This window comes from Streptomyces sp. NEAU-sy36, assembly GCF_013423905.1.
In the GTDB taxonomy this organism is placed as follows: Bacteria; Actinomycetota; Actinomycetes; order Streptomycetales; family Streptomycetaceae; genus Streptomyces; species Streptomyces misionensis.
This window is the reverse complement of record NZ_CP058977.1, coordinates 6,908,937-6,934,765: the sequence shown is the minus strand read 5'-3', so window position 1 is coordinate 6,934,765 and position 25,829 is coordinate 6,908,937. Positions and strand designations below refer to the sequence as shown.

Sequence of the window (25,829 nt, the reverse complement as noted above, 5' to 3'; positions counted from 1 at the left end):
CGGAATATTCCGTCTGGCGGAAGATACAAATGAGAGGCGTCCTGCTCAGGTGCTGCTCAATTGCTCTTTCCGACCAGCGCATAGGTCTGCGTCGCGATCTCCAGTTCTTCATCCGTCGGCACCACGGCCACGGCCACCCGCGCGGACGCCGGCGAAATCAGCCGTGCCCGCCCGTCGCGCACGGCGTTCAGCTCCGGGTCGACCGCCGCGCCCAGCCCCTCCAGGCCCGCGATCGCCGCCTCCCGCACGGGCGCCGCGTTCTCGCCGACCCCGGCGGTGAAGACGATCGCGTCCACCTTCCCGAGGACGGCGAAATAAGCGCCGATGTACTTCTTGAGCCGGTGAATGTAAATGTCGAAGGCGAGAGCGGCCTCTTCGTCGCCCTCGTCGATCCGGCGGCGGATCTCGCGCATGTCGTTGTCCCCGCACAGACCGAACAGTCCGCTCCTCTTGTTGAGAAGAGTGTCGATCTCGTCCATGGACATTCCGCCAACCCGTGCCAAATGGAAGATGACGGCCGGGTCCAGATCACCGGATCGCGTACCCATCACCAGGCCCTCCAAAGGCGTCAGTCCCATGGAGGTGTCCACACACCGGCCCCGCTCCACCGCGGAGGCCGAGGCGCCGTTGCCGAGGTGCAGCACGATCACGTTCACCTCGGACGGGTCCTTGCCCAGCAGCCGCGCCGCCGCCCGCGAGACATAGGCGTGCGAGGTGCCGTGGAAGCCGTAGCGGCGCACGCGGTAGCGGTCGGCGATCCTCGGGTCGATCGCGTAGCGTGCGGCCGACTCCGGCATGGTGGTGTGGAACGCGGTGTCGAACACGGCCACCTGCGGCAGGTCGGGACGGAGCGCCCGGGCGGTGCGGATACCGGTCAGATTGGCCGGGTTGTGCAGCGGGGCGACCGGGATCAGCCGCTCGATCTCGGTGATCACCCCGTCGTCGACCACCGTGGGCTCGGTGAAGAACATCCCGCCGTGCACCACCCGGTGCCCGATCGCGAGCAGGTCCGGCGAGTCGAGGCCCACGCCGTCCCGGGCCAGCTCCCCGGCGACCGCCTTGAGCGCCGCGTCGTGGTCGGCGATCGGGCCGTTCTGCTCCCGCGTCTCGCCGCCGGGGACGCAGGTGTGCTCGATGCGGGAGGTCTGCTCGCCGATCCGCTCGACCAGCCCGACGGCGAGCCGGCTCGCGTCCCGCATGTCGAGCAGCTGGTACTTCAGCGAGGAGGAACCGGAGTTGAGGACGAGGACACGGGTCGCGGTCACGGTACGGGCACACTCTCTGCTCGGTCGGCGGATGTCTGGGCCTGGATGGCGGTGATGGCCACGGTCGTCACGATGTCCTGCACCAGGGCGCCCCGGGACAGGTCGTTGACCGGCTTGCGCAGCCCCTGGAGGACCGGGCCGACGGCGATCGCGCCGGCCGAGCGCTGCACGGCCTTGTAGGTGTTGTTGCCGGTGTTGAGGTCCGGGAAGATCAGCACGGTGGCCTGTCCGGCGACCTCGGAGCCCGGCAGCTTGGTGGCGGCGACGGACGGCTCCACCGCCGCGTCGTACTGGATCGGCCCCTCGATCTTCAGGTCGGGCCGGCGGGCCCGCACCAGCTCGGTGGCCGCGCGCACCTTGTCGACGTCGGCGCCCGAGCCGGAGGTGCCCGTGGAGTACGACAGCATCGCGATCCGCGGCTCCACCCCGAACCGGGCCGCCGTGACGGCCGACTGGACGGCGATGTCCGCCAGCTGCTCGGCGTCCGGGTCCGGGTTGACCGCGCAGTCGCCGTAGACCAGCACCTTGTCGGCCAGGCACATGAAGAACACCGAGGAGACGATCGAAGCCTCCGGGCGGGTCTTGATGATCTCGAAGGCCGGGCGGATGGTGGCCGCCGTGGAGTGCACCGAACCGGAGACCATGCCGTCGGCCAGGCCCTCCTCGACCATCAGGGTGCCGAAGTAGTTCACGTCCGAGACCACGTCGTACGCCAGCTCGACCGTGACGCCCTTGTGGGCGCGCAGGGCCGCGTACTTCTCGGCGAAGGCGTCGCGCAGCTCGGAGGTGGCCGGATCGATCAGCCGGGTGTCGCCGAGGTCGATGCCGAGGTCGGCGGCCTTCTTGCGGATCCGGTCGACGGGGCCCAGCAGGGTCAGATCGCACACGCCCCGGCGCATCAGCACCTCGGCCGCGTGCAGCACCCGCTCCTCGGTGCCCTCCGGCAGCACCACCCGGCGCCGGTCGGCGCGCGCCCGCTCCAGCAGCTTGTGCTCGAACATCATCGGGGTGACCCGGTCGCCGCTGGACGCCGCGACCCGGCTCGCCAGGTCCACGGTGTCGACATGGCGCTCGAACAGGCCCAGCGCGGTCTCCGCCTTGCGCGGGGTGGCCGCCGTCATCCGGCCCTCCAGCGAGAACAGCCGCTCGGCCGTCGGGAAGCTGTTGCCGCGCACGGACAGCACCGGGGTGCCGGGGGCGAGCCGGGCCGCCAGGGTGAGGATCTCCTCGCTCGGCACCTCGTCCAGGGTGAGCAGCACACCGGCTATCGGCGGGGTGCCGGCGCTGTGCGCGGCCAGCGCGCCGACGACCAGGTCGGCGCGGTCGCCGGGGGTCACGACCAGGCAGCCCGGGGTCAGCGCGGGCAGGAAGTTCGGCAGCATCGCGCCGCCGAAGACGAAGTCGAGGGTGTCCCGGGCGAGCCCGGAGTCGTCGCCCAGCAGCACCTTGGCGTCGAGGGCCTGGGCGATCTGGGCGACGGTCGGCGCGGACAGCGCGGGCTCGTCGGGCAGCACGTAGCAGGGCACCGGAAGCCGGGAGGACAGCCGTGCGGCGAGGTCGTCGCGGTCCTCCCGGGCCACCCGGTTGGCGATCATCGCGAGCACGTCGCAGCCGAGGCCGTGGTAGGCCCGGTAGGCGTTGCGGACCTCCGCGCGCACCGACTCGGCGGAGTGGGCGCGGCCGCCGACCACCGGGAGCACGGAGGCGCCGAACTCGTTGGCGAGGCGGGCGTTGAGGGCCAGCTCGTCCGGGAGCTGGGTGGCGGCGTAGTCGGTGCCGAGGACGAGGACCACGTCGTAGTCGCGGGCCAGCCGGTGGAAGCGGTCGACGAGGGCGGAGACCAGCTCGTCGGTGCCGCGCTCGGCCTGGAGCGCGGACGCCTCGCGGTAGTCCATGCCGACCACGGTCGCGGGGTCCTGGGAGAGGCGGTAGCGCGCCCGCAGCAGGTCGAACATCCGGTCGGGCCCGTCGTGCACGAGCGGACGGAAGACGCCCACCCGGTCGGCCTGCCGGGTCAGGAGTTCCATGACCCCCAGCTCCACGACCTGGCGGCCGTCGCCCCGGTCGATGCCGGTCACGTACACGCTGCGCGTCACGTGTCCACTCCGTTTCTCATGTCGGCACAAAAGGGTCGGCACAAAAATCGCTCACCGAGGTGAGCAGAACCCTCTTGACAGTACCCCTCAGCCGGGATAAGGCGCCCGTCAGGTTCGAGGGGGCGCCCGGCGGACGTGAAAGAATCGGAGACGGCGCACGCACGGACCACAGCGAGCAGGAGACAGAGCACGATGCGCATCGGAGTACTCACCGCGGGCGGCGACTGCCCCGGCCTCAACGCCGTGATCCGTTCGGTCGTGCACCGGGCGGTGACGCAGTACGACGACGAGATCATCGGTTTCGAGGACGGCTACCGGGGTCTGCTGGACCGCCACTACCGGACCCTCGACCTGGACGCGGTCGGCGGCATCCTGGCCCTCGGCGGCACCATCCTCGGCTCGTCCCGCCTGGAGCGCGACCGGCTCCGGGAGGCCTGTGAGCGGGCCACCGACATGGTCGAGGAGTTCGGCATCGACGCGCTGATCCCGATCGGCGGCGAGGGCACCCTGACGGCGGCCCGGATGCTGTCCGACGCGGGCCTGCCGGTCGTCGGCGTGCCCAAGACGATCGACAACGACATCTCCTCGACCGACCGCACCTTCGGCTTCGACACCGCCGTCGGGGTCGCCACCGAGGCGATGGACCGGCTGAAGACCACCGCCGAGTCCCACCAGCGCGTGATGGTCGTCGAGGTCATGGGGCGGCACGCGGGCTGGATCGCCCTGGAGTCCGGCATGGCCGCCGGCGCCCACGGCATCTGCCTGCCCGAGCGGCCCTTCGACCCGGCCGACCTGGTCAAGATGGTCGAGGAGCGCTTCGCCCGCGGCAAGAAGTTCGCCGTCATCTGCGTCGCCGAGGGCGCCCACCCGGCCGAGGGCACCATGGACTACGGCAAGGGCGAGATCGACCAGTACGGCCACGAGCGCTTCCAGGGCATCGGCACCGCGCTGGCGTACGAGCTGGAGCGGCGCCTCGGCAAGGAGGCCAAGCCGGTCATCCTCGGCCATGTGCAGCGCGGCGGCGTGCCCACCGCGTACGACCGCGTCCTCGCCACCCGCTTCGGCTGGCACGCCGTGGAGGCCGCCCACCGCGGGGACTTCGGCAAGATGACCGCCCTGCGCGGCACCGACGTCGTGATGGTCCCGCTGGCGGAGGCGGTCACCGAGCTGAAGACGGTCCCGAAGAGCCGGATGGAGGAGGCGGAGTCGGTCTTCTGACCGGCCCGCGCCGCCGGGGGTGCCGCCGTCCGGCGGTAACCCCGGCGGTTGCCCGGCGTCAGCCCTTGACCGCGCCGCCCAGCGCGAAGCCGCTGCCCAGGCGGCGGGCGACCAGGGCGTAGAGCAGGATCACCGGGGTCGAGTAGACGACGGAGAAGGCGGCCAGCTGCCCGTAGGCGACCATGCCGCGGTTGCCGAAGAAGTCGTTGACGCTGACCGAGGCCGGCATCCGGTCCGGGCTGAGCAGCAGCATGAAGGGGACGAAGAAGTTCCCCCACATCATCACGAACGAGAACACCGTGACGACGGCGAGGCCCGGCCCCATCAGCGGCAGCACGATCCGCAGCAGCGACTGGAGCGGGGAGGCCCCGTCGGTCCAGGCCGCCTCCTCCAGTTCCCTCGGCACCCCGTCCATGAAGTTCTTCGTCAGCCAGATGGCGAACGGGAGCTGGGTGGCGGCGAAGAACAGGATCGTGCCCTCGAAGGTGTCGATCAGGTTCACCCGCACGAACAGCGCGTAGACCGGCACCATGATCGCCGTGATGGGCAGGCTGGTGGCGAACAGGATCGTCAGCAGGAACGGCCGGTTGAGCCGGGAGCGGAACCGCGACAGCGGATAGGCGGCCAGCGCGGCGCAGGCGACGGTCAGCGCGGTGGCGAACCCGCACAGGACCAGGCTGTTGAGCATCGGGGTGTAGGTGATGTCCGGGGTCAGGATCGCCCGGAAGTTGCCCAGGGTGAGCGGGTGCGGGAGCCGCACCCGCAGACCGGCGTGCGGGTCCACGGCGGCCAGTACCACCCAGGCCAGCGGCAGCGCGAACGCGGCGGCCACCAGCAGCAGACAGGCGTCCGCGGCGAGCCTGCGGGCGGGGCGGGAGCGGGCCATCAGACCTCCGTCCGCAGCAGCCGCAGGTACACGACCGAGAACAGGGAGCCGACCAGCAGCAGGAGCAGGGCGACCGCGGTGCCGTAGCCGATCATGCTGTCCTGGAAGGCCTGTTCGTACATGAACAGCGGCAGGGTCTGGCTCCTGTCGCCCGGACCGCCCCGTGTCATCACCCAGATCAGCCCGAACACCGAGAGGGTCTGCAGGGTGTTGAGCATGAGGTTGGTGCCGATGGAGCGGCGGATCATCGGCAGGGTGACGTGCCACAGCCGCCGCCAGCCGCCCGCCCCGTCCACCTCGGCGGCCTCCGTGATCTCGGCCGGGATCTCGTCCAGCGCCGCCGAGTAGACCAGCATCGAGAACGCGGTCCCGCGCCACACGTTGGCGAACGACACCGCGAGGATCGGCAGCGTGTACAGCCAGTTCTGGCGGGGCAGGTGCAGCCAGCCGAGGACGGCGTCCAGGGTGCCCTCGCGCCGGAAGAACGCGTACAGCAGGAACCCCGCCACCACCTCCGGCAGCACCCAGGCGGTGACCACCACCGCGCCGGCCACCGCCCGCACCGGTCGCGACGCCCGCTTCATCAGCGCGGCCAGCGCGAGCCCCAGGGTGTTCTGCCCGACGATCGAGGACAGCACGGTGAACACCAGCGTCAGCCATACGGCGTTGAGGAAACCGGCGTCACCGAAGGCCCGGCGGAAGTTGGCGAGCCCCACGAAGGAGGAGTGGGCCTGGCCGGTCAGTTGCAGATCGGTGAAGGCGATGAGGACGCAGTAGGCGATGGGCCCGGCGAGGAAGAGCAGCAGCAGGACGACGGCGGGCGCGAGCGGGAGCGTCCGGGTGAGCCGCTGCCTCACCTGCGCACCACCTGGCCGCCGGTGACGTCCTTGAGCGTGGCGTCGTAGTCACCCGCCGCCTGCGCCACCGACCGGTCGCCGGTCGTCACGCCTTCCATCGCCTCCTGGATGGCCGTCGACACCTTCGGGTACGCGGGGAACGCGGGCCGGTAGTGGGTCGTGGCCACCAGACCGGTGAAGAACCTGATCCCGGGCTGGGCGCGGGTGTACGCGGGGTCGGCGGCGACGTCCTTCCGCACGGCGATACCGGAGTTGGCGATGTACCACGTGCGCGCGTTGTCCTTGGTCTGGAGCGTCTTGACGAAGTCGAAGGCGAGGTCGGGATGGGCCGCGCGGGCCGGGACGGACCAGGCCCAGCCGCCGGACATGCTCACCTTGCCGGGCGCCTGTCCGTGCTGGGTCGGCATGTAGGCCAGCCCCAGTTGCTTCGACCAGTCGGGCCATTCGTGCCCGCTGCCGGGCAGCCAGTCCTGCGGCAGCCAGGAGCCGTCCAGATCGATGCCGAGCCGGCCCTTGGGGAGGAGCTCACCGCGCACGGCGGTGGCGTAGTTGGGGTCGAGGGCGTCGGAGACGTCCGGGCCGAGCTTCTCCCGGAAGACCGTCCGCAGGAAGGCGAGCGAGTCCCGGAAACCCCGGCTGCCCGTGATCCACTTCTTGCTCGCGGCGTCGTACAGCGGGTCGCTCTTCCCGTCGTTCGTGCCGTAGAGCAGCTCCTCGAAGCCCTGCATGGCGGCCTCTTCGCCCGCGGGCTTGCCGGTGTAGACGTTGAGCGGGGTGACGCCGGGCACCTTCCGCTTGATGGTGCGGGCGGCGGCGAGGATGTCGTCCCAGGTCTTCGGCTGCCAGTCGGCCGGCAGCCCCGCCTTGCGGAACACCCGTCTGTCGTACCAGAGTCCGCGGGTGTCCGTGCCGTCCGGGACGCCGTACGTCCTGCCGTCCGCCCCCTTGACCGCGGCCGTCGCGGTGCCGATGAACCGCCCCCACTCCGGCCAGGTGCGCAGATACGCGTCGAGGGGCTTCAGGTACCCGCTGGTGATGTCGGAGTTGATGAGGAAGGTGTCCTCGTAGACCAGGTCGGGGGCGGTGCGCGGCGAGCGCAGCATCTGCTGGAGCTTGGTGTAGTACTCCGAATCCGGTGCCTTGATCGGCACGAACTCGACCTTCTTTCCCGGGTGTTCGCGCTCGAACTGCTTCTTGATCCCGGCGAGGTAGGTGTCCATCACCTTGACCGAGTTGTCGGTGGACTGCTTGTACGACACCTTCAGCGTGTTCGGTCCGGAGCCGGAACCGGTGCCGCACGCGGTGAGGGCGCAGGCGGCGAGGACGGTGGTGAGGAGGGCGGAGAGAGCGGCGGTGGGGCGCACGGGCATGACCTCCTGCGGGCACACGTGGAAAGTGGCCTCGGTGGTAGCCGTGAAGGTAAGAGCGGCGGTCCGGCCGGGTCAATGCGTGTGCACCGTAAGGAAGTTCGCGATCTCCGCCGGATCAGTGCCGCTGCGGCACCCAGCGGTACACCAGCTCCGGCCGTCCCACCTGGCCGTACAGCGGGCTGCGCGCGGCCCGTCCGGTGTCCACCAGGTGCTCCAGGTAGCGGCGCGCGGTGATCCGGGAGATGCCCACGGCCTCGGCGACCCCGGCCGCGGTGAGACCGCCGGCCGCCTCCCGCAGCGCGCCGGTCACGCGCTCCAGGGTGGGCCCGCTGAGCCCCTTGGGCAGCGCGGCCGGCGCCGGGGCCCGCAGCACCGCGAGCGCCCGGTCCACCTCGTCCTGCCCGCTCGCCTCGCCCGCCGCGCCCCGGAACTCGGCGTAGCGCACCAGCCGGTCCCGCAGGGTGGCGAAGGTGAACGGCTTGAGCACGTACTGCACCACGCCCAGCGAGACGCCCTCGCGCACCATCGCCAGATCCCGGGCCGACGTCACCGCGATCACATCCGCGTGATGGCCCGAGGCGCGCAGCGAGCGGGCGAACTGGAGGCCGTGCACATCCGGCAGATGCAGATCGAGCAGGAGCAGGTCCACCTCCGTGCGCTCCAGGACGCGCCGGGCCTCGGCGCCCGTGCGGGCCTTGGCGACCGCGGTGAAGCCGGGCACCCGGCCCACGTACAGCTCGTGCGCGTCGGCGGCGACGGGATCGTCCTCCACCACGAGCACCCTGATCGGTCTGCCGTCCGTCACGCGGCACCGCCCTCGGCCAGGGCGGGCGCCGGGCGCAGCGGCAGCCGCACCTCGAAGACCGCGCCCCCGTCCGGCGACGCGCCGGTGACCGTCAGCGTGCCCTCGTGCCGGGTCACCGCCTGCCGCACCAGGGCGAGCCCGAGCCCCCGCCCGCCGGGTCCGGCCGGCTTGGTGGAGAAGCCGCGCTGGAACACCAGGTCGGCGTGGCCGGGGTCGACGCCGGGGCCGGTGTCCGTGACCCGGAGCACCAGTTCGGCCGCCGAGGCGTACGCCGTCACGGTCACCCGCGCCCGCGCGCTGCCCCGCGCCGCGTCCACCGCGTTGTCGATCAGGTTGCCGAGGATGGTCACCAGGTCCCGGGCGGGCAGCTCGTCGGGCAGCAGACCGTCGTCCAGGCGGCTGTCGGAGGACACCACCAGCTCCACGCCCCGCTCGTTGGCCTGGGAGGTCTTGCCCAGCAGCAGCGCCGCGAGCACCGGCTCGCTCACCGCCGCCACCACCTGGTCGGTCAGCGCCTGCGCCAGCTCCAGCTCGGCGGTGGCGAACTCCACGGCCTCCTCCGCCCGGCCCAGCTCGATCAGCGACACCACGGTGTGCAGCCGGTTCGCCGCCTCGTGGGCCTGCGAGCGCAGCGCCTGGGTGAAGCCCCGCTCGGTGTCCAGCTCGCCCATCAGCGACTGGAGTTCGGTGACGTCGCGCAGGGTGACGACCGTGCCGCGGTGCTCGCCGCCGGAGACGGGGGAGGTGTTGACCACCAGCACCCGGGAGGCGGTCAGGTGCACCTCGTCCACCCGGGGGCGGGAGGACAGCAGCGCGCCGGTCAGCGGGGCGGGCAGGCCGAGCCCGGCGACCGAGCGGCCCACCACGTCCTCGCCCACGCCCAGGAGTTCCCGGCCGCCGTCGTTGATCAGCGCCACCCGGTACCGTCCGTCCAGCATCAGCAGCCCCTCGCGGACCGCGTGCAGCGCCGCCTGGTGGTAGTCGTGCATCCGGCTCAGCTCGGTGGCGTTCATGTTGTGGGTGTGGCGGCGCAGCCGGGCATTGACGACGTACGTGCCGACCGCGCCCAGCAGCAGCGCCCCGCCGGCCACCCCGAGCAGCGCCGTGACCTGGTCCTGGAGGCGCGCGCTTATCCGGTCCACGGTGATGCCGGCGCTGACCAGGCCGACGATCCGGCCGCCGTCCGTGACCGGGGTCACCGCGCGCACGGAGGGGCCGAGGGTGCCGGTGTAGGTCTCGGTGAAGGTGCGCCCCTGCCGGGCGGGGGCGGTGGTGCCGAGGAAGCGTTTGCCGATCTGGCGGCGGTCCGGGTGGGTCCAGCGGATTCCGGCCGGGTTCATGATCGTGACGAAGTCGACGTTGGCGTCCCGGGTGACCTTCAGGGCGTACGGCTCCAGCAGCGCGGTCGGGTCCGGGGTGCGGATCGCGTCACGGACCGTGGGGGTGTCGGCGATCGAGCGGGCCACCGCGGTGGCCTGCCGGGCGGCCGCGTCCTCGGCCTGCCGCCGGTCGCTGACGTAGGTGAACAGCGCGTATCCGGCCACGACCACCGCTATCAGCACGGCCTGCATGGCGAACAGCTGGCCCGCCAGGCTGCGGGGACGGGGCAGGGACGGAAGACGCATGCCAGCCAGTGTGCCCCCCGGCCGTGGCGTGAACTAAATGAACGCAAGCGTGACCGCCCTCACAGGCCGGGAGATAGTCACCGCGTTCCCCAGCACCACCCCGGACGTGAGCCGCACGCCGGTCGTGCACCGACGAAGACGTCAAGGAGGGCAGTCGTGGCCGCCACCACTCCCGATACGGCACCTGCCGCACCCCGCGCCAAGCGGGACCGGACCCATTACCTGTACATCGCCGTCATCGTGGCGGTCGTGATCGGCATCGCGGTCGGCCTGATCTGGCCGGACGCCGCGGTGAAGCTCCAGCCGCTGGGCGCCGGGTTCGTCAACCTGATCAAGATGATGATCTCGCCGATCATCTTCTGCACCATCGTGCTCGGCATCGGGTCCGTGCGGAAGGCGGCCAAGGTGGGTGCCGTCGGCGGCATAGCCCTCGGCTACTTCCTCGTGATGTCGCTGGTCGCCCTCGCCATCGGGCTCGTCGTCGGCAATGTGCTGCACCCCGGCTCGGGGCTCCATCTGACGGACGCCCTCAAGCAGACGGGGCAGGCGCAGGTCGGCAAGGACGCGCTGCCGCCCGTGGACTTCGTGCTGTCGATCATCCCCAAGACGTTCGTGTCCGCCTTCACCGAGGGGCAGGTCCTGCAGACGCTGCTGGTCGCCCTGCTCGCCGGATTCGCCCTCCAGGCCATGGGCGCGGCCGGGCAGCCGGTCCTGCGCGGCGTCGAGCACCTCCAGCGGCTGGTCTTCCGCATCCTGTCCATGGTGATGTGGGCGGCGCCCATCGGCGCGTTCGGCGCGATCGCGGCGGTCACCGGCTCGGCGGGCCTGGACGCGCTCAAGAGCCTCGCGGTGCTGATGCTCGGCTTCTACATCACCTGTGTCCTGTTCGTCTTCGTGGTGCTCGGCGCGGTGCTGCGGCTGGTGGCCGGGGTCAACGTCTTCTCCCTGTGCAAGTACCTGGCGCGGGAGTTCCTGCTGATCCTGTCCACCTCCTCCTCCGAGTCCGCGCTGCCCCGGCTGATCGCGAAGATGGAGCACCTGGGCGTGAGCAAGCCGGTCGTCGGCATCACCGTGCCGACCGGCTACTCCTTCAACCTCGACGGCACGATGATCTACATGACCATGGCGTCGCTGTTCATCGCGGACGCGCTGGGCACCCCGATGTCGGTGGGCGAGCAGATTCCGCTGCTGCTGTTCCTGCTGCTGGCGTCCAAGGGCGCGGCCGGTGTCAGCGGGGCGGGCCTCGCCACCCTGGCCGGCGGTCTGCAGTCGCACAAGCCCGCCCTGGTGGACGGCGTCGGTCTGATCGTCGGCATCGACCGGTTCATGAGCGAGGCGCGGGCGCTGACGAACTTCGCGGGCAACGCGATCGCCACCGTGCTGGTGGGCACGTGGACCAAGGAGATCGACAAGGCGCGGGTGCGGCAGGTGCTCGCCGGCGAGCTGCCGTTCGACGAGGCGGCGTTCGACGTGCAGGCGAGCACGGTTGCCCGGATTCCCGAGCCCCGGGAGGAGAAGCTGGCCAAGGCCTAGCTCCGCCCCTCGTACTCCGGATGTCCGGCCCCGCCTGAACCGGGGCCGGGCATCCGGCATGCCGGCGTCAGGAGCCGGAACTCACCTCGGCCACCAGGGCGGTGGCCGTCTCGGCGGGCACGCCGGCCGCGGTCAGGACGGTGACCGTGGCGGAGCGGCCCGCCTCCTGCGCCGGCAGCAGCCCGTCGTTGACGGCCTCCATCACCGCGAACAGGGTCTGCTCGTGCACGTAGGCCAGCGCGGGCGCGGGTAGCGGTGAGGTGAACACCCCTTCGTCCAGGCCCTGCTGGAGCACCCTGATCTTGGCCGCGCGCACCGGGGCGAGCCGCTCGCGGATGCCCTGGACGGTGACCGTGCGCTGGGCGAGGGCGATCAGCAGCCGGTACCGGTCCGCGGTCGCCCACACCGCCAGCACCGAGCGGGCCAGGGCCCTCGCCGGGTCGTCCGCCCCCGTGCGCACCGCCGCGTCCGCGTCCCCCAGGGCCTGCACGGCCTCGTCGGTGAGGGTGCTGATCAGCGCCTCACGGCTCGGGAAGTGGCCGTACACGGTCCGTCGCACGACTCCGGCGGCGCGCGCGATCTGGTCCATGGAGGCATCCGGGTCGCGCAGCAGCTCGGCGAGGGCGACGTCGAGGATGCGGCGCCGGTTCGCGTCGGCGCGGCTGGGGTTACCCGTGGTCATGGCAGTCATTCTGCACGTCCTCCCATGAGTTGCACAGCACTGTGCAACGGCGTACATTGCACATCGTTGTGCAATTGCACGCTGCTGTGCAAGTACCGACGTGAATCCGAGGAAGGCAAACCGCTGCCATGCGACTCGTCATGACCGAACCGGTCGAGAAGATGGAGCGCCCGTACGCCCGGCGCTGGTGGGCACTGCTGGTGCTCTGCCTGAGCCTGCTGATCATCGTGATGGCCAACACCGCCCTCACGGTCGCCGCGCCCGACATGACGAAGGACCTCGGCCTGTCCAGCGCCGACCTCCAGTGGGTGATCGACGGCTACACCGTCCCCTACGCGGCGCTGATGCTGCTGCTCGGGGCGATCGGCGACAAGTACAGCCGGCGCGGGGCGCTCGTGCTCGGCCTGCTCGTCTTCGGCGGCGGCGCCGTCTTCGGCTACCTCGCCGACAGCGCCGCGACCGTGATCGCCGCCCGCGCGGTGATGGGCGTCGGCGCGGCGCTGATCATGCCGGCCACGCTGTCGCTGCTCGCGGCGACCTTCCCGCGGGCCGAGCGGGCCAAGGCGATCACGCTGTGGACCGCCACCGCCGGCCTCGCCATCGCCGCCGGACCGGTGGTCGCCGGCGCCCTGCTGCGGGACCACGGCTGGTCCTCGACCTTCCTGATCAACGTCCCGATCGCGGCCGTGGCCCTGGTCGCCGCCTTCGTCCTGGTCCCGCCGTCCAAGGCCGGCCACCACGACCGCATCGACTACGTGGGCGGCCTGCTGTCCGTGCTCTGGACCGGCGCGCTCGTCTACATGATCATCCAGGGCCCGCACTTCGGCTGGGGCGCCAAGGCCGTCACGGCCGCCGTGATCGCGGGCGCCGGACTGGTCGCGTTCGTCCTGTGGGAGCTGCGCCACCCGCGTCCGATCCTGGACGTCCGCCGCTTCGCGAACCGCCGCTTCGCCGGCTCCAACCTGGCCGTGGCCCTGTTCTTCCTGGCCGTCTTCGGCGCGTTCTACTTCCTCACCCAGCACCTCCAGTTCGTCCTCGGCTACGACGCCCTCCAGACCGGCGTGCGGATGCTGCCGCTGGCCGGCGCGGTCTTCGTCGGCTCGGCCCTGACCGGCTGGCTCACCCCGCGCGTCGGCATGCGGTGGACGGTCGGCGCGGGCATGGTCCTCGGCACGGTGGCGCTCGCCCTGCTCACCCGGGTGGACGCGGGCTCCACGTACGGCGACTTCCTGGCTTCGCTGATCATCCTGGGCCTCGCCATCGGCCTCGCCCTCTCGCCCTGCACCGACGCGATCATGGGCGCCTTCCCGGAGTCCGAGCTGGGCGTCGGCGGCGCGGTCAACGACACCTCGCTGGAGCTGGGCGGCTCGCTCGGCATCGCCATCCTCGGCTCGCTGCTCGCGACGTCGTACGGCAACCACCTCGGCGACGCCACCGCCGGCAGCAAGCTCCCGCCGAGCGCCCTCGACACCGCCCAGGACTCGGTCGGCGCCGGGTACGCCGTCGCGCAGGGCATCGCCGACAAGGCGCACCAGGTCGCCGCGCAGGCCGCCCACGCGAGCAGCCCCCAGCAGGCCGCCCAGCTCAAGCAGCAGGCCGGCGAACTGGCCGCCGGCGCCCGCCAGATGGCCGACGCGGTCGGCTCCTCCTTCTCCGACGCCGTCGCCCACACCAGCCTCGTCGGCGCGGTCGTGCTCGGCGTCGGCACGGTCCTGGTCGCCCTGCTGCTGCCGCGCCACTCCAAGGTGGCGCAGGCGGCGGAGGCGACGGAAGCGGAGAAGGAACCCGCGGACACCTCGGCTCGCTGAAGGCTTCCCACCCGCATCGGTTAACGTGCCGTTCCGGATCGACCGGAACGGCACGCCGTCGCGTGGCGTCACTGAGAGCATGGAGGCACGGGGGATGAAGATCGACTGGGACCGGCGCACCTGCGCCCGCAAGGGGCACGTGACCTACGCGCCCGACGACCCCCGGCTGCGGGTGCGGCTGCACGCGCGGACCGGGCTCGGGGACGTCTGGCGCTGTCTGCGCTGTGGTGATTTCGTGCTCGGCGAGCCCGACGGCTCGGGGCCGGCCGAGGACGCGCCGCTGGTGCCGCGCGGCAAGGTGCTGCGGGACCTGTTCATCCTGCGCTTCCTCGCGGTCGAGCGGGCCGTGCGCGGGGTGTTCATAGTGCTGGTCGCGGTGGCGGTGTGGAAGTTCAGCAACAGCCAGGACGCGGTACGCCGGCTGTTCAACGAGTACCTGACCGTCCTGCGGCCGGTCTTCCGCCACTTCCACTACGACCTCGACCACTCACCCGTGGTCGGCTCCATCCAGAAGGCCTTCGGCTACAAGCACTCCACGCTCCTCCTGGTCGCCGGCGTGCTGCTGGCCTACGCCCTGATCGAACTGGTCGAGGCGGTCGGCCTGTGGCGCGCCAAGCGCTGGGCGGAATACCTCACGGTCGTCGCCACGGCCGCGTTCCTCCCGCTGGAGATCTACGAGCTGACGGAGAAGATCAGCTACCTCAAGATCGCCACCCTCGCCCTCAACATCCTCGCCGTCCTCTACATCGCCCTCGCCAAGCGCCTGTTCGGCCTGCGCGGCGGCCGCCGCAAATTCGACGAGGAACGCCACAGCGCGTCCCTGCTGGAGGTGGAGGAGTCGGCGGGGGTGCTGGTCTGACGTCCGGCCGCTTGCCTTGACCCCGGCGTCAACGCCTACCGTCGCACGCATGCGAATCGGCGAGCTGGCCGCCCGGGCCGGGACCACCACGCGTGCCCTGCGTTATTACGAGGCGCGTGGGCTGCTTCCGGCACGGCGGGACGAGAAGGGGCACCGGAGTTACGACGAGGACGACCTCAGGCTGCTGCGGCAGATCCGGGTGCTCCAGGACTTCGGGTTCGAGCTGGAGGAGACGCGGCCGTTCGTGGAGTGTCTGCGGGCGGGGCATCCGCAGGGCGACGCGTGTCCGGCGTCGCTCGTGGTCTACCGGCGCAAGCTCGCGGAGCTGGACGCGCTGATCGGGCAGCTGACGACGGTGCGGGAGACGGTCGCGGGGCAGTTGCGGCGGGCCGAGCGGGCCCGGGACGGGCTGGCCGCCGAGGCATCGGTTCCGGGGGGTCCGGAACCCGTGTGCGAACTGGGAGGGCAGCGGGTGTGAGTGTGACGAGCGCAGTGGCCGAGGTGTCCGACGCCGACTTCGAGGCGGAGGTGCTCGGCGCCGAACTGCCGGTGCTGGTGCAGTTCACGGCCGAGTGGTGCGGGCCGTGCCGGCAGCTGGCACCGGTGCTGAGGGACATCGCCGCCGAGGAGGGCGACCGGCTGAAGGTCGTCCAGGTGGACGTGGACCGCAGTCCGCGGACCACGATGGCCCACGGGGTGCTGGCGACGCCCACGCTCATGGTCTTCCGCGGCGGTGAGCCGGTGCGGTCGATGGTGGGGGCGCGGGCGAAGCGGCGGCTGCTGGCCGAGCTGGCGGACGTGCTCTGAGCGGGCCGAGAAACGCGGAAATCCCCCGGGCAATTGCGCCCGGGGGATTTCTTTGCGTATATTCGGTGGTTCGTGACTTCCTGTTCACGGAGTCACGGAAAGCTTTGTGAGCACAGTATATCCGGGCGGGAGCGGAATTGTCAAACACCGAATTTCCAGACGATGAATTGCGCCGCGAACAGGAATTCATCGACGGCCTGTACGCGCGCGTGGACGTGCTGCGCGGGGAGGCGGAGGCCTCGGTCGGGGACGCGCTCGCACAGGGCGACAAGCCCATGCAGGCCCGGCTGGAGCGGGACATCCTCGTCGCCGAGCGGTCCGGGCTGCTCGCCGCGCTGAACGCCGTGGACGGATCGCTGTGCTTCGGACGCATCGATCTCGCCGACGGCGCGAGCCATCACATCGGGCGGATCGGACTGCGGAAGGACGACGCCGAGCGCACCCCCGTGCTGGTCGACTGGCGGGCAGCGGTCGCCCGGCCGTTCTACCTGGCCACCGGGCACACCCCGATGGGGCTGCGGCGGCGGCGCCACATCGCCACCGAGGGGCGCACCGTCACCGCCCTGCACGACGAGATCCTGGACCTCGGCGACGCCACCCGCACCGGGCACGAGGACCACAACGGCGACGCCGTGCTGCTGGCCGCGCTGAACTCGGCGCGCACCGGCCGGATGGGCGACATCGTGCGGACCATCCAGGCCGACCAGGACCGCATCATCCGGGCGCCGCACCGCGGCGTGCTGGTGGTGGAGGGCGGCCCGGGCACCGGCAAGACCGCCGTGGCGCTGCACCGGGCGGCGTACCTGCTGTACGAGCACCGGGAGCTGCTGGCCCGGCGCGCCGTGCTGATCGTCGGACCCAACCCGGCCTTCCTCGGCTACATCGGCGAGGTGCTGCCCTCCCTCGGCGAGACCGGTGTGCTGCTGGCCACGGTCGGCGAGCTGTTCCCCGGAGTGAAGGCCACCGCCGCCGACACCCCGGAGGCCGCCGCGGTCAAGGGCGACGCCGCGATGGCCGACGTGCTCGCCGAAGTGGTGCGCGACCGGCAGGCGCTGCCCGACCCGGTCATCGCGATCGAGCACGACCGCGAGGTGCTGATGCTGGACGACGGCCTGGTGAGCGTCGCCCGGGAACGCACCCGGGCCGCGAAGCTGCCGCACAACGCGGCCCGCGAGCACTTCGAGGGCCACATCCTCAACACCCTCACCGAGCTGTACGCCGAGCGGGTCGGCACCGACCCGTACGACGGCGGCAGCCTGCTGGACGCCTCCGACATCACCCAGATCCGCGACGAACTCGCGGAGAACCCCGAGGTCTGGGACGCCATCGACCGGCTGTGGCCCCGCATCACCCCGCAGCGGCTGGTCGCCGACTTCCTGGCCGAGCCCGAGGGGTACCTCCGCGCCGAGGACGCCGCCGCGATCCGCCGCCCGGTGACCCGCGCGTGGACCGTCGCCGACGTGCCGCTCCTCGACGAGGCCGCCGAACTCCTCGGCGAGGACGACCGGCTGGCCCGCTCCCGCGCGGAACGGGAGCGCGAGGAGCAGATCGCTTACGCGCAGGGAGTGCTGGACGTGTCGTACGCCTCGCGGACGTACGAGTTCGAGGACAAGGAGGAGGACGACCCGGAAGCCTCCGAGGTGCTGTCCGCGCACGACATCATCGACGCCGAGCGGTTCGCCGAGCGGCAGGAGGAGGCCGACCACCGCAGCGCGGCCGAGCGGGCCGCCGCGGACCGGACCTGGGCGTTCGGGCACATCATCGTGGACGAGGCGCAGGAGCTGTCGCCGATGGCCTGGCGGCTGCTGATGCGGCGCTGCCCGACCCGCTCCATGACCCTGGTCGGCGACCCGGCGCAGACCGCGGAGGCGGCCGGCGTCGGCTCCTGGGCGAAGATCCTCGCCCCGTACGTCGGGGACCGCTACGAGCACACGCGCCTCGGCGTCAACTACCGCACCCCGTCCGAGATCATGGACCTCGCCGCGGCCGTGGTGCGGGCCGAGGACCCCGGGTTCCGGCCGCCGAGTTCGGTGCGCTCCACGGGCGTACGGCCCTGGGTGCGCCGGGCGGACGACGACCTGCCCGGCGCGGTGGCCAAGGCGGTCGCCGAACTCGCCCCGGCGGAGGGCCGCCTGGCGGTCATCGCCCCACGCCGCCTGCACCGGGCGGTCGCCGCCCGCCTCGACGGCGTCACGGCCGGCGCGGAACCCGACCTCACCCGGACGGTCGTCCTGCTGGACCCCCGCCAGTCGAAGGGCCTGGAGTTCGACTCGGTCCTGGTGGTCGAGCCGGGCGAGTACGGCACCAGCGACCTCTACGTGGCCCTGACCCGGGCGACCCAGCGGCTGGGGGTGCTGTACACCGGCGACCTGCCCGCGGCCCTGGCCGGGCAGCCCGCGTAGCCGGCCCGGCGCACGGGGCCGGGCGCTCCGCGACGGCGTGCCGCGGGGCGCCCGGCCGTCAGGCCGGCCGCAGCCACACCGTGGCCGAGGGGGGCAGGGTCAGCCGGACGGAGGCCGGGTGGCCGTGGGCGGCCCGGGGCTCCGCCTTCAGCGGCCCCGGACTGGTCACACCGCTCCCGCCGTAGCGCTCGGCGTCCGTGTTCAGCATCTCCGACCAGGCCGGGACGTCGTCCGGGACGCCGATCGCGTAGTCGGGGCGGGGCACGGGGGAGAAGTGGCAGACGACGAGGACGGGGGCGCCGTCGGCGGAGAGCCGGAGGAAGGCGAGCACGTTGTCGTCGGCCGCGTCGCCGGTGACCCACCGGAACCCGGACGGATCGGTGTCCCGCTGCCACAGCGCCGCGGTGGACCGGTAGCGGGCGTTGAGGTCGCGCACGAGGTCGCGGACACCCCGGTGGTCGGGCTCGGCGGGATACGACGGGTCGAGGAGCCACCAGTCCGGGCCGTGCGCCTCGGACCACTCGGCGCCCTGGGCGAACTCCTGGCCCATGAACAGGAGTTGCTTGCCCGGATGGGCCCACATGAAGCCCAGGTAGGCGCGCAGGTCCGCGCGCTGCCGCCACCAGTCGCCGGGCATCTTGGAGACCAGGGACCGCTTGCCGTGCACCACCTCGTCGTGGGAGATCGGCAGGACGTAGTTCTCGCTGTACGCGTACATCATCGAGAAGGTCATCTCGTGGTGGTGGTACGCGCGGTGCACGGGGTCGTGGGACATGTACTGGAGCGAGTCGTGCATCCAGCCCATGTTCCACTTCAGCCCGAAGCCCAGCCCGCCGCTGCCGGTCGGCCGGGTCACCCCGTCCCAGGCGGTGGACTCCTCGGCGATGGTCACCACGCCCGGGCAGCGCCGGTACACCGTGGCGTTCATCTCCTGGAGGAACGCGACCGCGTCCAGGTTCTCCCGGCCGCCGTGCTCGTTCGGCGTCCACCGGCCCGGCTCGCGCGAGTAGTCCAGGTAGAGCATGGAGGCGACCGCGTCCACCCGCAGGCCGTCGACGTGGAACTCCTCGCACCAGTACACGGCGTTGGCGACCAGGAAGTTGCGCACCTCGCGCCGGCCCAGGTCGAACTCCAGCGTGCCCCAGTCGGGATGCGCGGCCCGCAGCGGATCGGGGTGCTCGTACAGCGGGCGCCCGTCGAACTCGGCCAAGGCCCACTCGTCGCGCGGGAAATGGGCCGGTACCCAGTCCATCAGCACCCCGATGCCGGCCTGGTGCAGCCGGTCCACCAGGTACTTGAAGTCGTCCGGGGTGCCCAGGCGGGCCGTCGGCGCGTAGAAGCCGGTGACCTGGTAGCCCCACGAGCCGCCGAAGGGGTGCTCGGCGACCGGCATCAGTTCCACATGGGTGAAGCCCATCTCCGTGACGTACGCGGTCAGTTGCTCCGCGAGGTCGCGGTAGGTCAGGCCGGGACGCCAGGACGGCAGATGGACCTCGTAGACCGAGAACGGCGCCTCGTGCACCGGTACGTCCCCCCGGTGGGCCATCCACTCCGCGTCGTGCCACACATGGTGCGAGACGTGCACGACCGACGCGGTGGCCGGCGGTGCCTCGGTGCGGCGGGCCAGCGGGTCGGCGCGCAGGGTGCGGGAGCCGTCGGGCCGGGTGATCTCGAACTTGTACAGCTCGCCCTCGCCGATCCCCGGTACGAACAGCTCCCAGACCCCGGAGGAACCCAGCGAACGCATCGGGAAGCCGGTGCCGTCCCAGAAGTCGAAGTCCCCGGCGATCCGCACCCCCCGGGCATCGGGCGCCCACACCGCGAACCGGGTGCCCCTCACCCCCTGGTGGGTCAGGACGTGGGCGCCGAGGGCCCGCCACAGCTGCTCGTGCCGGCCCTCGCCGATCAGATGCAGGTCCAGCTCGCCGAGCGTGGGCAGGAAGCGGTAGGGGTCCTCCGTCTCGTGCTCCCCGCCGTCGTACGCCACCCGCAGCCGGTAGGCGTCCGGTACGGCGGTCAGCGGGAGCAGGCCGGAGAAGAAGCCGTCGCCGTCGTCGCGCAGCTCGGCGCGCAGCTCGCCGGTGACGACGGTGACCGAGCGGGCGCCCGGGCGCAGGGCCCGGAAGACCACACCGTCCGGCGCCGGATGGGCGCCGAGTACCGCGTGCGGGTCGTGGTGGGTGCCGTGCAGCAGCCGGTCGCGGTCCCCGGCCTCCCAGGGCGCGGCGGTCCCGGCGGCGGTGGATACGTGATTCTTCGACGTCACGAGCGAGTCTCCCGGGCGTGGATCGGGTCAGTTCGGGTCGGACGCGGCGAGGCGGCGGACCGCCGACAGCGGCACGGGCAGCCAGTCGGGGCGGTGGCGGGCCTCGTACACCACCTCGTAGACGGCCTTGTCGGTCTCGTAGGCGCGCAGCATGACCGGATCGGTGCGCGGGTCGCGCCCGGTCACCTCCGCGTACCCGGAGCAGTAGGCGGCCCGGCAGTCGTGCGCCCAGCGCGATGCGGGCGGGCTCGCCGAGCGGGCCGCGTAGTCGAAGGAGCGGAGCATCCCCGCGATGTCCCGCACCGGCGGCTGCGGCATCCGCCGCTCGGCCGGCGGCCGGGCCGGCTCCCCCTCGAAGTCGATCAGGGACCAGTCGCCGGACGGCGCGCGCAGGCACTGCCCGAGGTGCAGGTCCCCGTGCACCCGCTGCGCCGTCCAGGTCCGGCCCTGGGTCACCAGCTCGCCCAGCGCCGTGTACGCCGAGCGCAGCCCCTCCTCGTAGGGCACCAGCGCGGGCACCGCCTGGACGGCCGCCGCCAGCCGCTCGGTCATTCCCTGGACCAGCGGCCCCAGTTGGGCCGGGCCGAGGGTGACCGTCGGCAGGGCGCGGGCGAGCGCGGTGTGCACCTCCGCGGTGGCCCGGCCCAGCGCCCGCGCCTCGGGGGCGAAGCCCTCGCCCTTGGCGAGGGCGCGCAGCGCCAGCTCCCAGCCGTCGGCGGCTGCGCTCACGAACGGCTGGAGCACCGCCAGCACATGCGGCTCCCCGTCCAGTTCGGTGTGCAGCCAGGCCGTCGGCGCGGGCACCCGGGGGCAGCCCTCACGGGCCAGCGCCAGCGGCAGTTCCAGGTCGGGGTTGATCCCGGGGACCACCCGGCGCAGCACCTTCAGGATGTACGCGTCCCCGTACACCACCGAGGAGTTGGACTGCTCGGCGGCCAGCAGCCGGGCCACCAGGTGCGGGCGTATCTCCCGGCGCGGGTCCCGCTCGAAGACGAGCCCGCCGATGCGGGCCCGGGTGCGCAGGGCCTCCAAGAGCACTTCGGCGGGCCGGGGGTCGTGGAGGGCGTCGTACACCGTGTGTCCGGCGAGCGGGCCGCTGTCCACATGGCCGATCAGCGCGGGCGCCAGCCGGGGCGGCAGCGCCTCGCGCACGCCTATGAGGAGCTGGTAGCAGTGGCCGGGCTGCGGCCCCGGTGGCTGATGGACCCGCACCAGGACGTGGTACAGGCCCAACTGCCCCTCGGGCGGCAGAAGTTGGGTGACGGCCGCCGGGGTGATGCCGGTGACCGGGCGCCCCTTGCCCGCGAACCAGCGCTGCCGGGGCAGCCAGGCGCGCAGCAGGGGGGCCAGTGCGTCGAGGGTGGTGCTCGTCGGAGGGGTGACCGCTTCCGTCATGGGCGTCACGTCCTTTCCCCGGGTCGTCGGGGTGTCACTGTCGCGTGCCCGGGGCGGGGCGGGGGAAACGCCCCGCGGCGCGAGCGGCGGGACTACACCGCCTCCCGGCGCAGCCGGAACCAGTAGAAGCCGTGTCCCGCGAGGGTCAGCAGATACGGCAGCTCACCCACCGCCGGGAAGCGCACCCCGCCGAACAGCTCGACCGGGTGCCGCCCGCCGAACCGGCTCAGGTCCAGCTCGGTGGGCTGGGCGAAGCGGGAGAAGTTGTGCACGCACAGCACCAGGTCGTCCTCGTACTCGCGCAGGAAGGCGAGCACGGCGGGATTGCTCGACTGGAGTTCGGTGTACGTGCCGAGGCCGAAGGCGGGGTTCTGCTTGCGGATCTCGATCATGCGCCGGGTCCAGTGCAGCAGTGAGGACGGCGAGGACATGGCGGCTTCCACGTTGGTGACCTGGTAGCCGTAGACCGGGTCCATGATCGTGGGCAGGAAGAGCCGGCCCGGGTCGCTCGACGAGAAGCCGGCGTTGCGGTCGGGGGTCCACTGCATGGGGGTGCGCACGGCGTCGCGGTCGCCGAGCCAGATGTTGTCGCCCATGCCGATCTCGTCGCCGTAGTAGAGGATCGGCGAGCCGGGCAGGGACAGCAGCAGGGCGGTGAACAGCTCGATCTGGTTGCGGTCGTTGTCGAGCAGCGGGGCGAGCCGGCGCCGGATGCCGATGTTGGCACGCATGCGGGGGTCCTTGGCGTACTCGGCCCACATGTAGTCGCGTTCCTCGTCGGTGACCATCTCCAGGGTCAGCTCGTCGTGGTTGCGCAGGAAGATGCCCCACTGGCAGCTCGACGGGATCGCGGGCGTCTTGGCGAGGATCTCGGAGACCGGGTAGCGCGACTCGCGCCGTACGGCCATGAAGATCCGCGGCATCACGGGGAAGTGGAAGGCCATGTGGCACTCGTCGCCGCCCGAGGTGTAGTCGCCGAAGTAGTCGACCACGTCCTCCGGCCACTGGTTGGCCTCCGCCAGCAGCACCTTGTCCGGGTACTGGGCGTCGATCTCCTTGCGCACCCGCTTGAGGAACTGGTGGGTCGCGGGCAGGTTCTCGCAGTTGGTGCCCTCCTGCTGGTACAGGTACGGCACCGCGTCCAGCCGGAACCCGTCGATGCCGAGGTCCAGCCAGAACTTCAGCGCGGAGATCATCTCCTCCTGCACCGCCGGGTTCTCGTAGTTCAGGTCCGGCTGGTGGGAGAAGAAGCGGTGCCAGTAGTACTGCTTGCGTACCGGGTCGTACGTCCAGTTGGACGCCTCGGTGTCCACGAAGATGATCCGGGCGTCCTGGTACTGCTTGTCGTCGTCTGCCCAGACGTAGTAGTCCCCGTACGGGCCGTCCGGGTCGCGGCGGGACTCCTGGAACCACGGGTGCTGGTCGCTGGTGTGGTTCATGACGAAGTCGATGATCACGCGCATGCCGTGCTGGTGGGCGGCGTCCACGAACTCCACGAAGTCGGCGAGGTCGCCGAACTCCGGCAGCACGGCGGTGTAGTCCGAGACGTCGTAACCGCCGTCTCTGAGCGGCGACTTGAAGAACGGCGGCAGCCACAGGCAGTCCACGCCGAGCCACTGGAGGTAGTCGAGCTTGGCGGTCAGGCCCTTGAGGTCGCCGACGCCGTCGCCGTTGCTGTCCTGGAAGGAGCGGACCAGCACCTCGTAGAAGACGGCGCGCTTGAACCAGTCCGGGTCCCGGTCCCCGGCCGGAGTGTCCTGGAAGGTGTCCGGGACGGGCTCATTGACGATCATGTGATGGGTGACCCTCCGATCTGCGGGTTGGACGGTCGCAGGACGGTGAAGACGTGCGCGGGCCGACGGCCCGGTTCGAGGCGCACATAGTTGGCCCTGCCCCAGTGGTAGGTCTCGCCGGTGAGCTCGTCGCGCACCGGCACCGACTCGTGCCAGTCCAGGCCGAGTTGCGGCATGTCCAACGAGACCGTGGCCTCCTGGGTGTGGTGGGGGTCGAGGTTGGCGACGACCAGAACCGTGTTCGAGCCGCCGCGCTTCGAGTAGGCGATCACGGCGTCCTGGTCGGCGTGGTGGAAGTGCAGGTCGCGCAGCTGGCGCAGGGCGGGGCTGTGGCGCCGGATGTGGTTGAGGCGGGTGATCAGCGGGGCGATGGTGCGGCCCTCGCGTGCGGCGGTGTCCCAGTCGCGTGGGGTGAGCTGGTACTTCTCGGAGTCGAGGTATTCCTCGGAGCCTTCGCGCAGGGGGGTGTTCTCGCACAGTTCGTAGCCGCTGTAGACGCCCCAGCTGGGGGAGAGGGTGGCGGCGAGGACGGCGCGGACCTCGAAGGCGGGGCGGCCGCCGTGCTGGAGGTAGGCGTGCAGGATGTCGGGGGTGCTGGGGAAGAGGTTGGGCCGCATGTAGGCGGCCGCCTCGCCCGTCAGCTCCGTGAAGTACTCGGTGAGTTCCTGTTTGGTGGTGCGCCAGGTGAAGTAGGTGTAGGACTGCTGGAAGCCGATCTGGGCCAGGGTGTGCATCATGGCGGGGCGGGTGAAGGCCTCGGCCAGGAAGATGACGTCGGGATCGCGGCCGTTGATCTCGGCGATGACGCGTTCCCAGAAGACGACCGGTTTGGTGTGGGGGTTGTCGACGCGGAAGATCCGCACCCCGTGGTCCATCCAGTGCCGCAGCACGCGCACGGTCTCGGCGACCAGGCCGTCCATGTCCGCGTCGAAGGCGATGGGGTAGATGTCCTGGTACTTCTTCGGCGGGTTCTCGGCGTGGGCGATGGTGCCGTCGGGCCGGTGGTGGAACCACTCGGGGTGCTTGTGCACCCAGGGGTGGTCGGGGGAGCACTGGAGGGCGAAGTCGAGGGCGATCTCCAGGCCCAGCGCGCGGGCCCGGGCGACGAAGTGGTCGAAGTCCTCGATGGTGCCGAGCCGGGGGTGGACGGTGTCGTGTCCGCCCTCGGGGGAGCCGATGGCCCAGGGCACGCCGACGTCGTCGGGGGTGGCGGTGAGGCTGTTGTTGCGGCCTTTGCGGAAGGTGTGGCCGATCGGGTGGATCGGGGGCAGGTAGACGACGTCGAAGCCCATGTCCGCGATCGGCTTCAGCCGCCGCGCGGCGGTGCGGAAGGTGCCGTGCGGGCACTGGTCGGTGCCCTCGCTGCGGGGGAAGAACTCGTACCAGGAGCCGAAGAGCGCCCGCTCGCGCTCGACCAGCAGCGGCATCGGATCCGACGCGGTCACCAACTCCCGCAGCGGATACCGCGCGAGCACCTCCCGCACCTCCGGCCGCAGCGCCTCCGCGAGCCGCCAGGCGGCCGGGCGCTCCTCGTCCCGCAGGGCGCGGGCCGCCTCCAGCACGCGCCGGCGCCGTGCCCCGGGGACCCCGGCGGCGGCGCGCTCGTACAGCCGGGCGCCCTCCTCCAGGACGAGTTCGGTGTCGATCCCGGCCGGGATCTTGATCCGGGCGTGGTGGTGCCAGGTGGTGAGCGGATCGGCCCAGGCCTCCACGGTGTACGTCCAGCGGCCGGGCGCGCCCGCCGTGACGGTGGCGCCCCAGCGGTCGGTGCCCGGGGCGAGTTCCCGCATCGGCGTCCAGGGCCCGGCCCGGCCCGCCGGGTCGCGCAGCACCACGTTCGCCGCGACCGCGTCGTGCCCCTCCCGGAACACGGTGGCCGACACCTCGAAGGACTCCCCGGTCACCGCCTTGGCGGGCCGGCGCCCGTGCTGCACCACGGGGCGCACGTCGAGGACCGGGATGCGGCCGGTCACGGGGGCGGGCCCCGGTGGCTTCGGGGCGGGGGACTTCGGACGTTTCCGGTCCGCAGGCTTCTTCCCGGACGCCGTGGCCCTGGGACCCGGCGGGGTTGCTGACGAATGGTTCGTGGCGGGCATGACCGCTCCTGTCCGCGTCAACGAGGCTGTGGGCGGATGACTATGGGGAGGTGGGTCCTGCGGGAG

19 protein-coding genes are annotated in these 25,829 nt (G+C 71.8%); 7 read left to right on the top strand and 12 right to left on the bottom strand.

Going from position 1 to position 25,829, the window contains the following annotated elements:
- Positions 1 to 56: 56 nt before the first annotated feature.
- Complete coding sequence (locus HZZ00_RS30155) at positions 57 to 1,265, bottom strand: acetate kinase (RefSeq protein WP_180329367.1); 1,209 nt, start codon at positions 1,263 to 1,265, stop codon at positions 57 to 59.
- Positions 1,262 to 3,361, bottom strand: coding sequence for a phosphate acetyltransferase (gene pta / locus HZZ00_RS30150; protein WP_180329366.1), 2,100 nt, complete (start codon positions 3,359 to 3,361; stop codon positions 1,262 to 1,264). The genes HZZ00_RS30155 and pta overlap by 4 nt, the downstream gene beginning before the upstream one ends.
- A 192-nt stretch (positions 3,362 to 3,553) precedes the next feature.
- On the opposite strand from pta, the gene HZZ00_RS30145 reads away from it, so the two are divergent.
- On the top strand, positions 3,554 to 4,579 hold the full coding sequence (locus tag HZZ00_RS30145) for an ATP-dependent 6-phosphofructokinase (RefSeq protein WP_180329365.1): 1,026 nt from the start codon (positions 3,554 to 3,556) through the stop codon (positions 4,577 to 4,579).
- A 58-nt stretch (positions 4,580 to 4,637) separates the two neighbouring features.
- Here HZZ00_RS30145 and HZZ00_RS30140 read toward each other — a convergent pair whose 3' ends face one another.
- The 5 genes from HZZ00_RS30140 to HZZ00_RS30120 all read right to left on the bottom strand — a co-directional run bounded on the left by HZZ00_RS30140 (position 4,638) and on the right by HZZ00_RS30120 (position 10,122).
- Positions 4,638 to 5,465, bottom strand: a complete 828-nt coding sequence (locus tag HZZ00_RS30140) for a carbohydrate ABC transporter permease (protein ID WP_180329364.1) — start codon at positions 5,463 to 5,465, stop codon at positions 4,638 to 4,640.
- Positions 5,465 to 6,322: a carbohydrate ABC transporter permease gene (locus HZZ00_RS30135; RefSeq protein ID WP_180329363.1), complete on the bottom strand. Its 858-nt coding sequence runs from the start codon at positions 6,320 to 6,322 to the stop codon at positions 5,465 to 5,467. Before HZZ00_RS30135 ends, HZZ00_RS30140 begins: the two co-directional genes overlap by 1 nt.
- Positions 6,319 to 7,692: an extracellular solute-binding protein gene (locus HZZ00_RS30130; RefSeq protein ID WP_180329362.1), complete on the bottom strand. Its 1,374-nt coding sequence runs from the start codon at positions 7,690 to 7,692 to the stop codon at positions 6,319 to 6,321. Before HZZ00_RS30130 ends, HZZ00_RS30135 begins: the two co-directional genes overlap by 4 nt.
- Positions 7,693 to 7,807: 115 nt before the next feature.
- Positions 7,808 to 8,497: a response regulator gene (locus tag HZZ00_RS30125; protein WP_180329361.1), complete on the bottom strand. Its 690-nt coding sequence runs from the start codon at positions 8,495 to 8,497 to the stop codon at positions 7,808 to 7,810.
- On the bottom strand, positions 8,494 to 10,122 hold the full coding sequence (locus HZZ00_RS30120) for a sensor histidine kinase (protein WP_180329360.1): 1,629 nt from the start codon (positions 10,120 to 10,122) through the stop codon (positions 8,494 to 8,496). The genes HZZ00_RS30125 and HZZ00_RS30120 overlap by 4 nt, the downstream gene beginning before the upstream one ends.
- 156 nt (positions 10,123 to 10,278) lie before the next feature.
- Between HZZ00_RS30120 and HZZ00_RS30115 the strand changes: the two genes are divergently transcribed.
- A complete protein-coding gene (locus HZZ00_RS30115; RefSeq protein WP_180329359.1) occupies positions 10,279 to 11,655 on the top strand; it encodes a cation:dicarboxylate symporter family transporter in 1,377 nt (458 codons plus the stop codon).
- Between the two features lie 67 nt (positions 11,656 to 11,722).
- Here the strand turns inward: HZZ00_RS30115 and HZZ00_RS30110 are convergent, their stop codons facing one another.
- Positions 11,723 to 12,346, bottom strand: a complete 624-nt coding sequence (locus HZZ00_RS30110) for a TetR/AcrR family transcriptional regulator (RefSeq protein WP_180329358.1) — start codon at positions 12,344 to 12,346, stop codon at positions 11,723 to 11,725.
- Between the two features lie 119 nt (positions 12,347 to 12,465).
- Here HZZ00_RS30110 and HZZ00_RS30105 point away from each other — a divergent pair, with 119 nt between their 5' ends.
- The 5 genes from HZZ00_RS30105 (at position 12,466) to HZZ00_RS30085 (ending at position 18,213) form a co-directional block, all read left to right on the top strand.
- Positions 12,466 to 14,145 carry an MFS transporter gene (locus tag HZZ00_RS30105; RefSeq protein ID WP_180329357.1) on the top strand — a complete coding sequence of 560 codons (1,680 nt, stop codon included), beginning with the start codon at positions 12,466 to 12,468 and terminating at the stop codon, positions 14,143 to 14,145.
- Positions 14,146 to 14,239: 94 nt separating this feature from the next.
- Complete coding sequence (locus HZZ00_RS30100; protein WP_180329356.1) at positions 14,240 to 15,004, top strand: DUF2127 domain-containing protein; 765 nt, start codon at positions 14,240 to 14,242, stop codon at positions 15,002 to 15,004.
- A gap of 49 nt (positions 15,005 to 15,053) precedes the next feature.
- Positions 15,054 to 15,482 carry a MerR family transcriptional regulator gene (locus tag HZZ00_RS30095; protein WP_180329355.1) on the top strand — a complete coding sequence of 143 codons (429 nt, stop codon included), beginning with the start codon at positions 15,054 to 15,056 and terminating at the stop codon, positions 15,480 to 15,482.
- A complete protein-coding gene (locus HZZ00_RS30090; RefSeq protein ID WP_279628616.1) occupies positions 15,479 to 15,811 on the top strand; it encodes a co-chaperone YbbN in 333 nt (110 codons plus the stop codon). The genes HZZ00_RS30095 and HZZ00_RS30090 overlap by 4 nt, the downstream gene beginning before the upstream one ends.
- A 167-nt stretch (positions 15,812 to 15,978) precedes the next feature.
- Entirely contained in the window at positions 15,979 to 18,213 is a 2,235-nt protein-coding gene (locus HZZ00_RS30085) for an AAA family ATPase (RefSeq protein ID WP_180329354.1), read from the top strand.
- Between the two features lie 58 nt (positions 18,214 to 18,271).
- Here the strand turns inward: HZZ00_RS30085 and glgB are convergent, their stop codons facing one another.
- From glgB to HZZ00_RS30065, 4 genes are all read right to left on the bottom strand, one after another.
- Positions 18,272 to 20,479 carry a 1,4-alpha-glucan branching enzyme gene (gene glgB, locus HZZ00_RS30080; protein WP_180329353.1) on the bottom strand — a complete coding sequence of 736 codons (2,208 nt, stop codon included), beginning with the start codon at positions 20,477 to 20,479 and terminating at the stop codon, positions 18,272 to 18,274.
- Positions 20,480 to 20,506: 27 nt separating this feature from the next.
- Entirely contained in the window at positions 20,507 to 21,874 is a 1,368-nt protein-coding gene (locus HZZ00_RS30075) for a maltokinase (RefSeq protein WP_180329352.1), read from the bottom strand.
- A 92-nt stretch (positions 21,875 to 21,966) separates the two neighbouring features.
- Positions 21,967 to 23,667, bottom strand: a complete 1,701-nt coding sequence (gene treS, locus HZZ00_RS30070) for a maltose alpha-D-glucosyltransferase (RefSeq protein WP_180329351.1) — start codon at positions 23,665 to 23,667, stop codon at positions 21,967 to 21,969.
- Positions 23,664 to 25,763, bottom strand: coding sequence for an alpha-1,4-glucan--maltose-1-phosphate maltosyltransferase (locus tag HZZ00_RS30065; RefSeq protein ID WP_180329350.1), 2,100 nt, complete (start codon positions 25,761 to 25,763; stop codon positions 23,664 to 23,666). The genes treS and HZZ00_RS30065 overlap by 4 nt, the downstream gene beginning before the upstream one ends.
- Positions 25,764 to 25,829 lie beyond the last annotated feature (66 nt).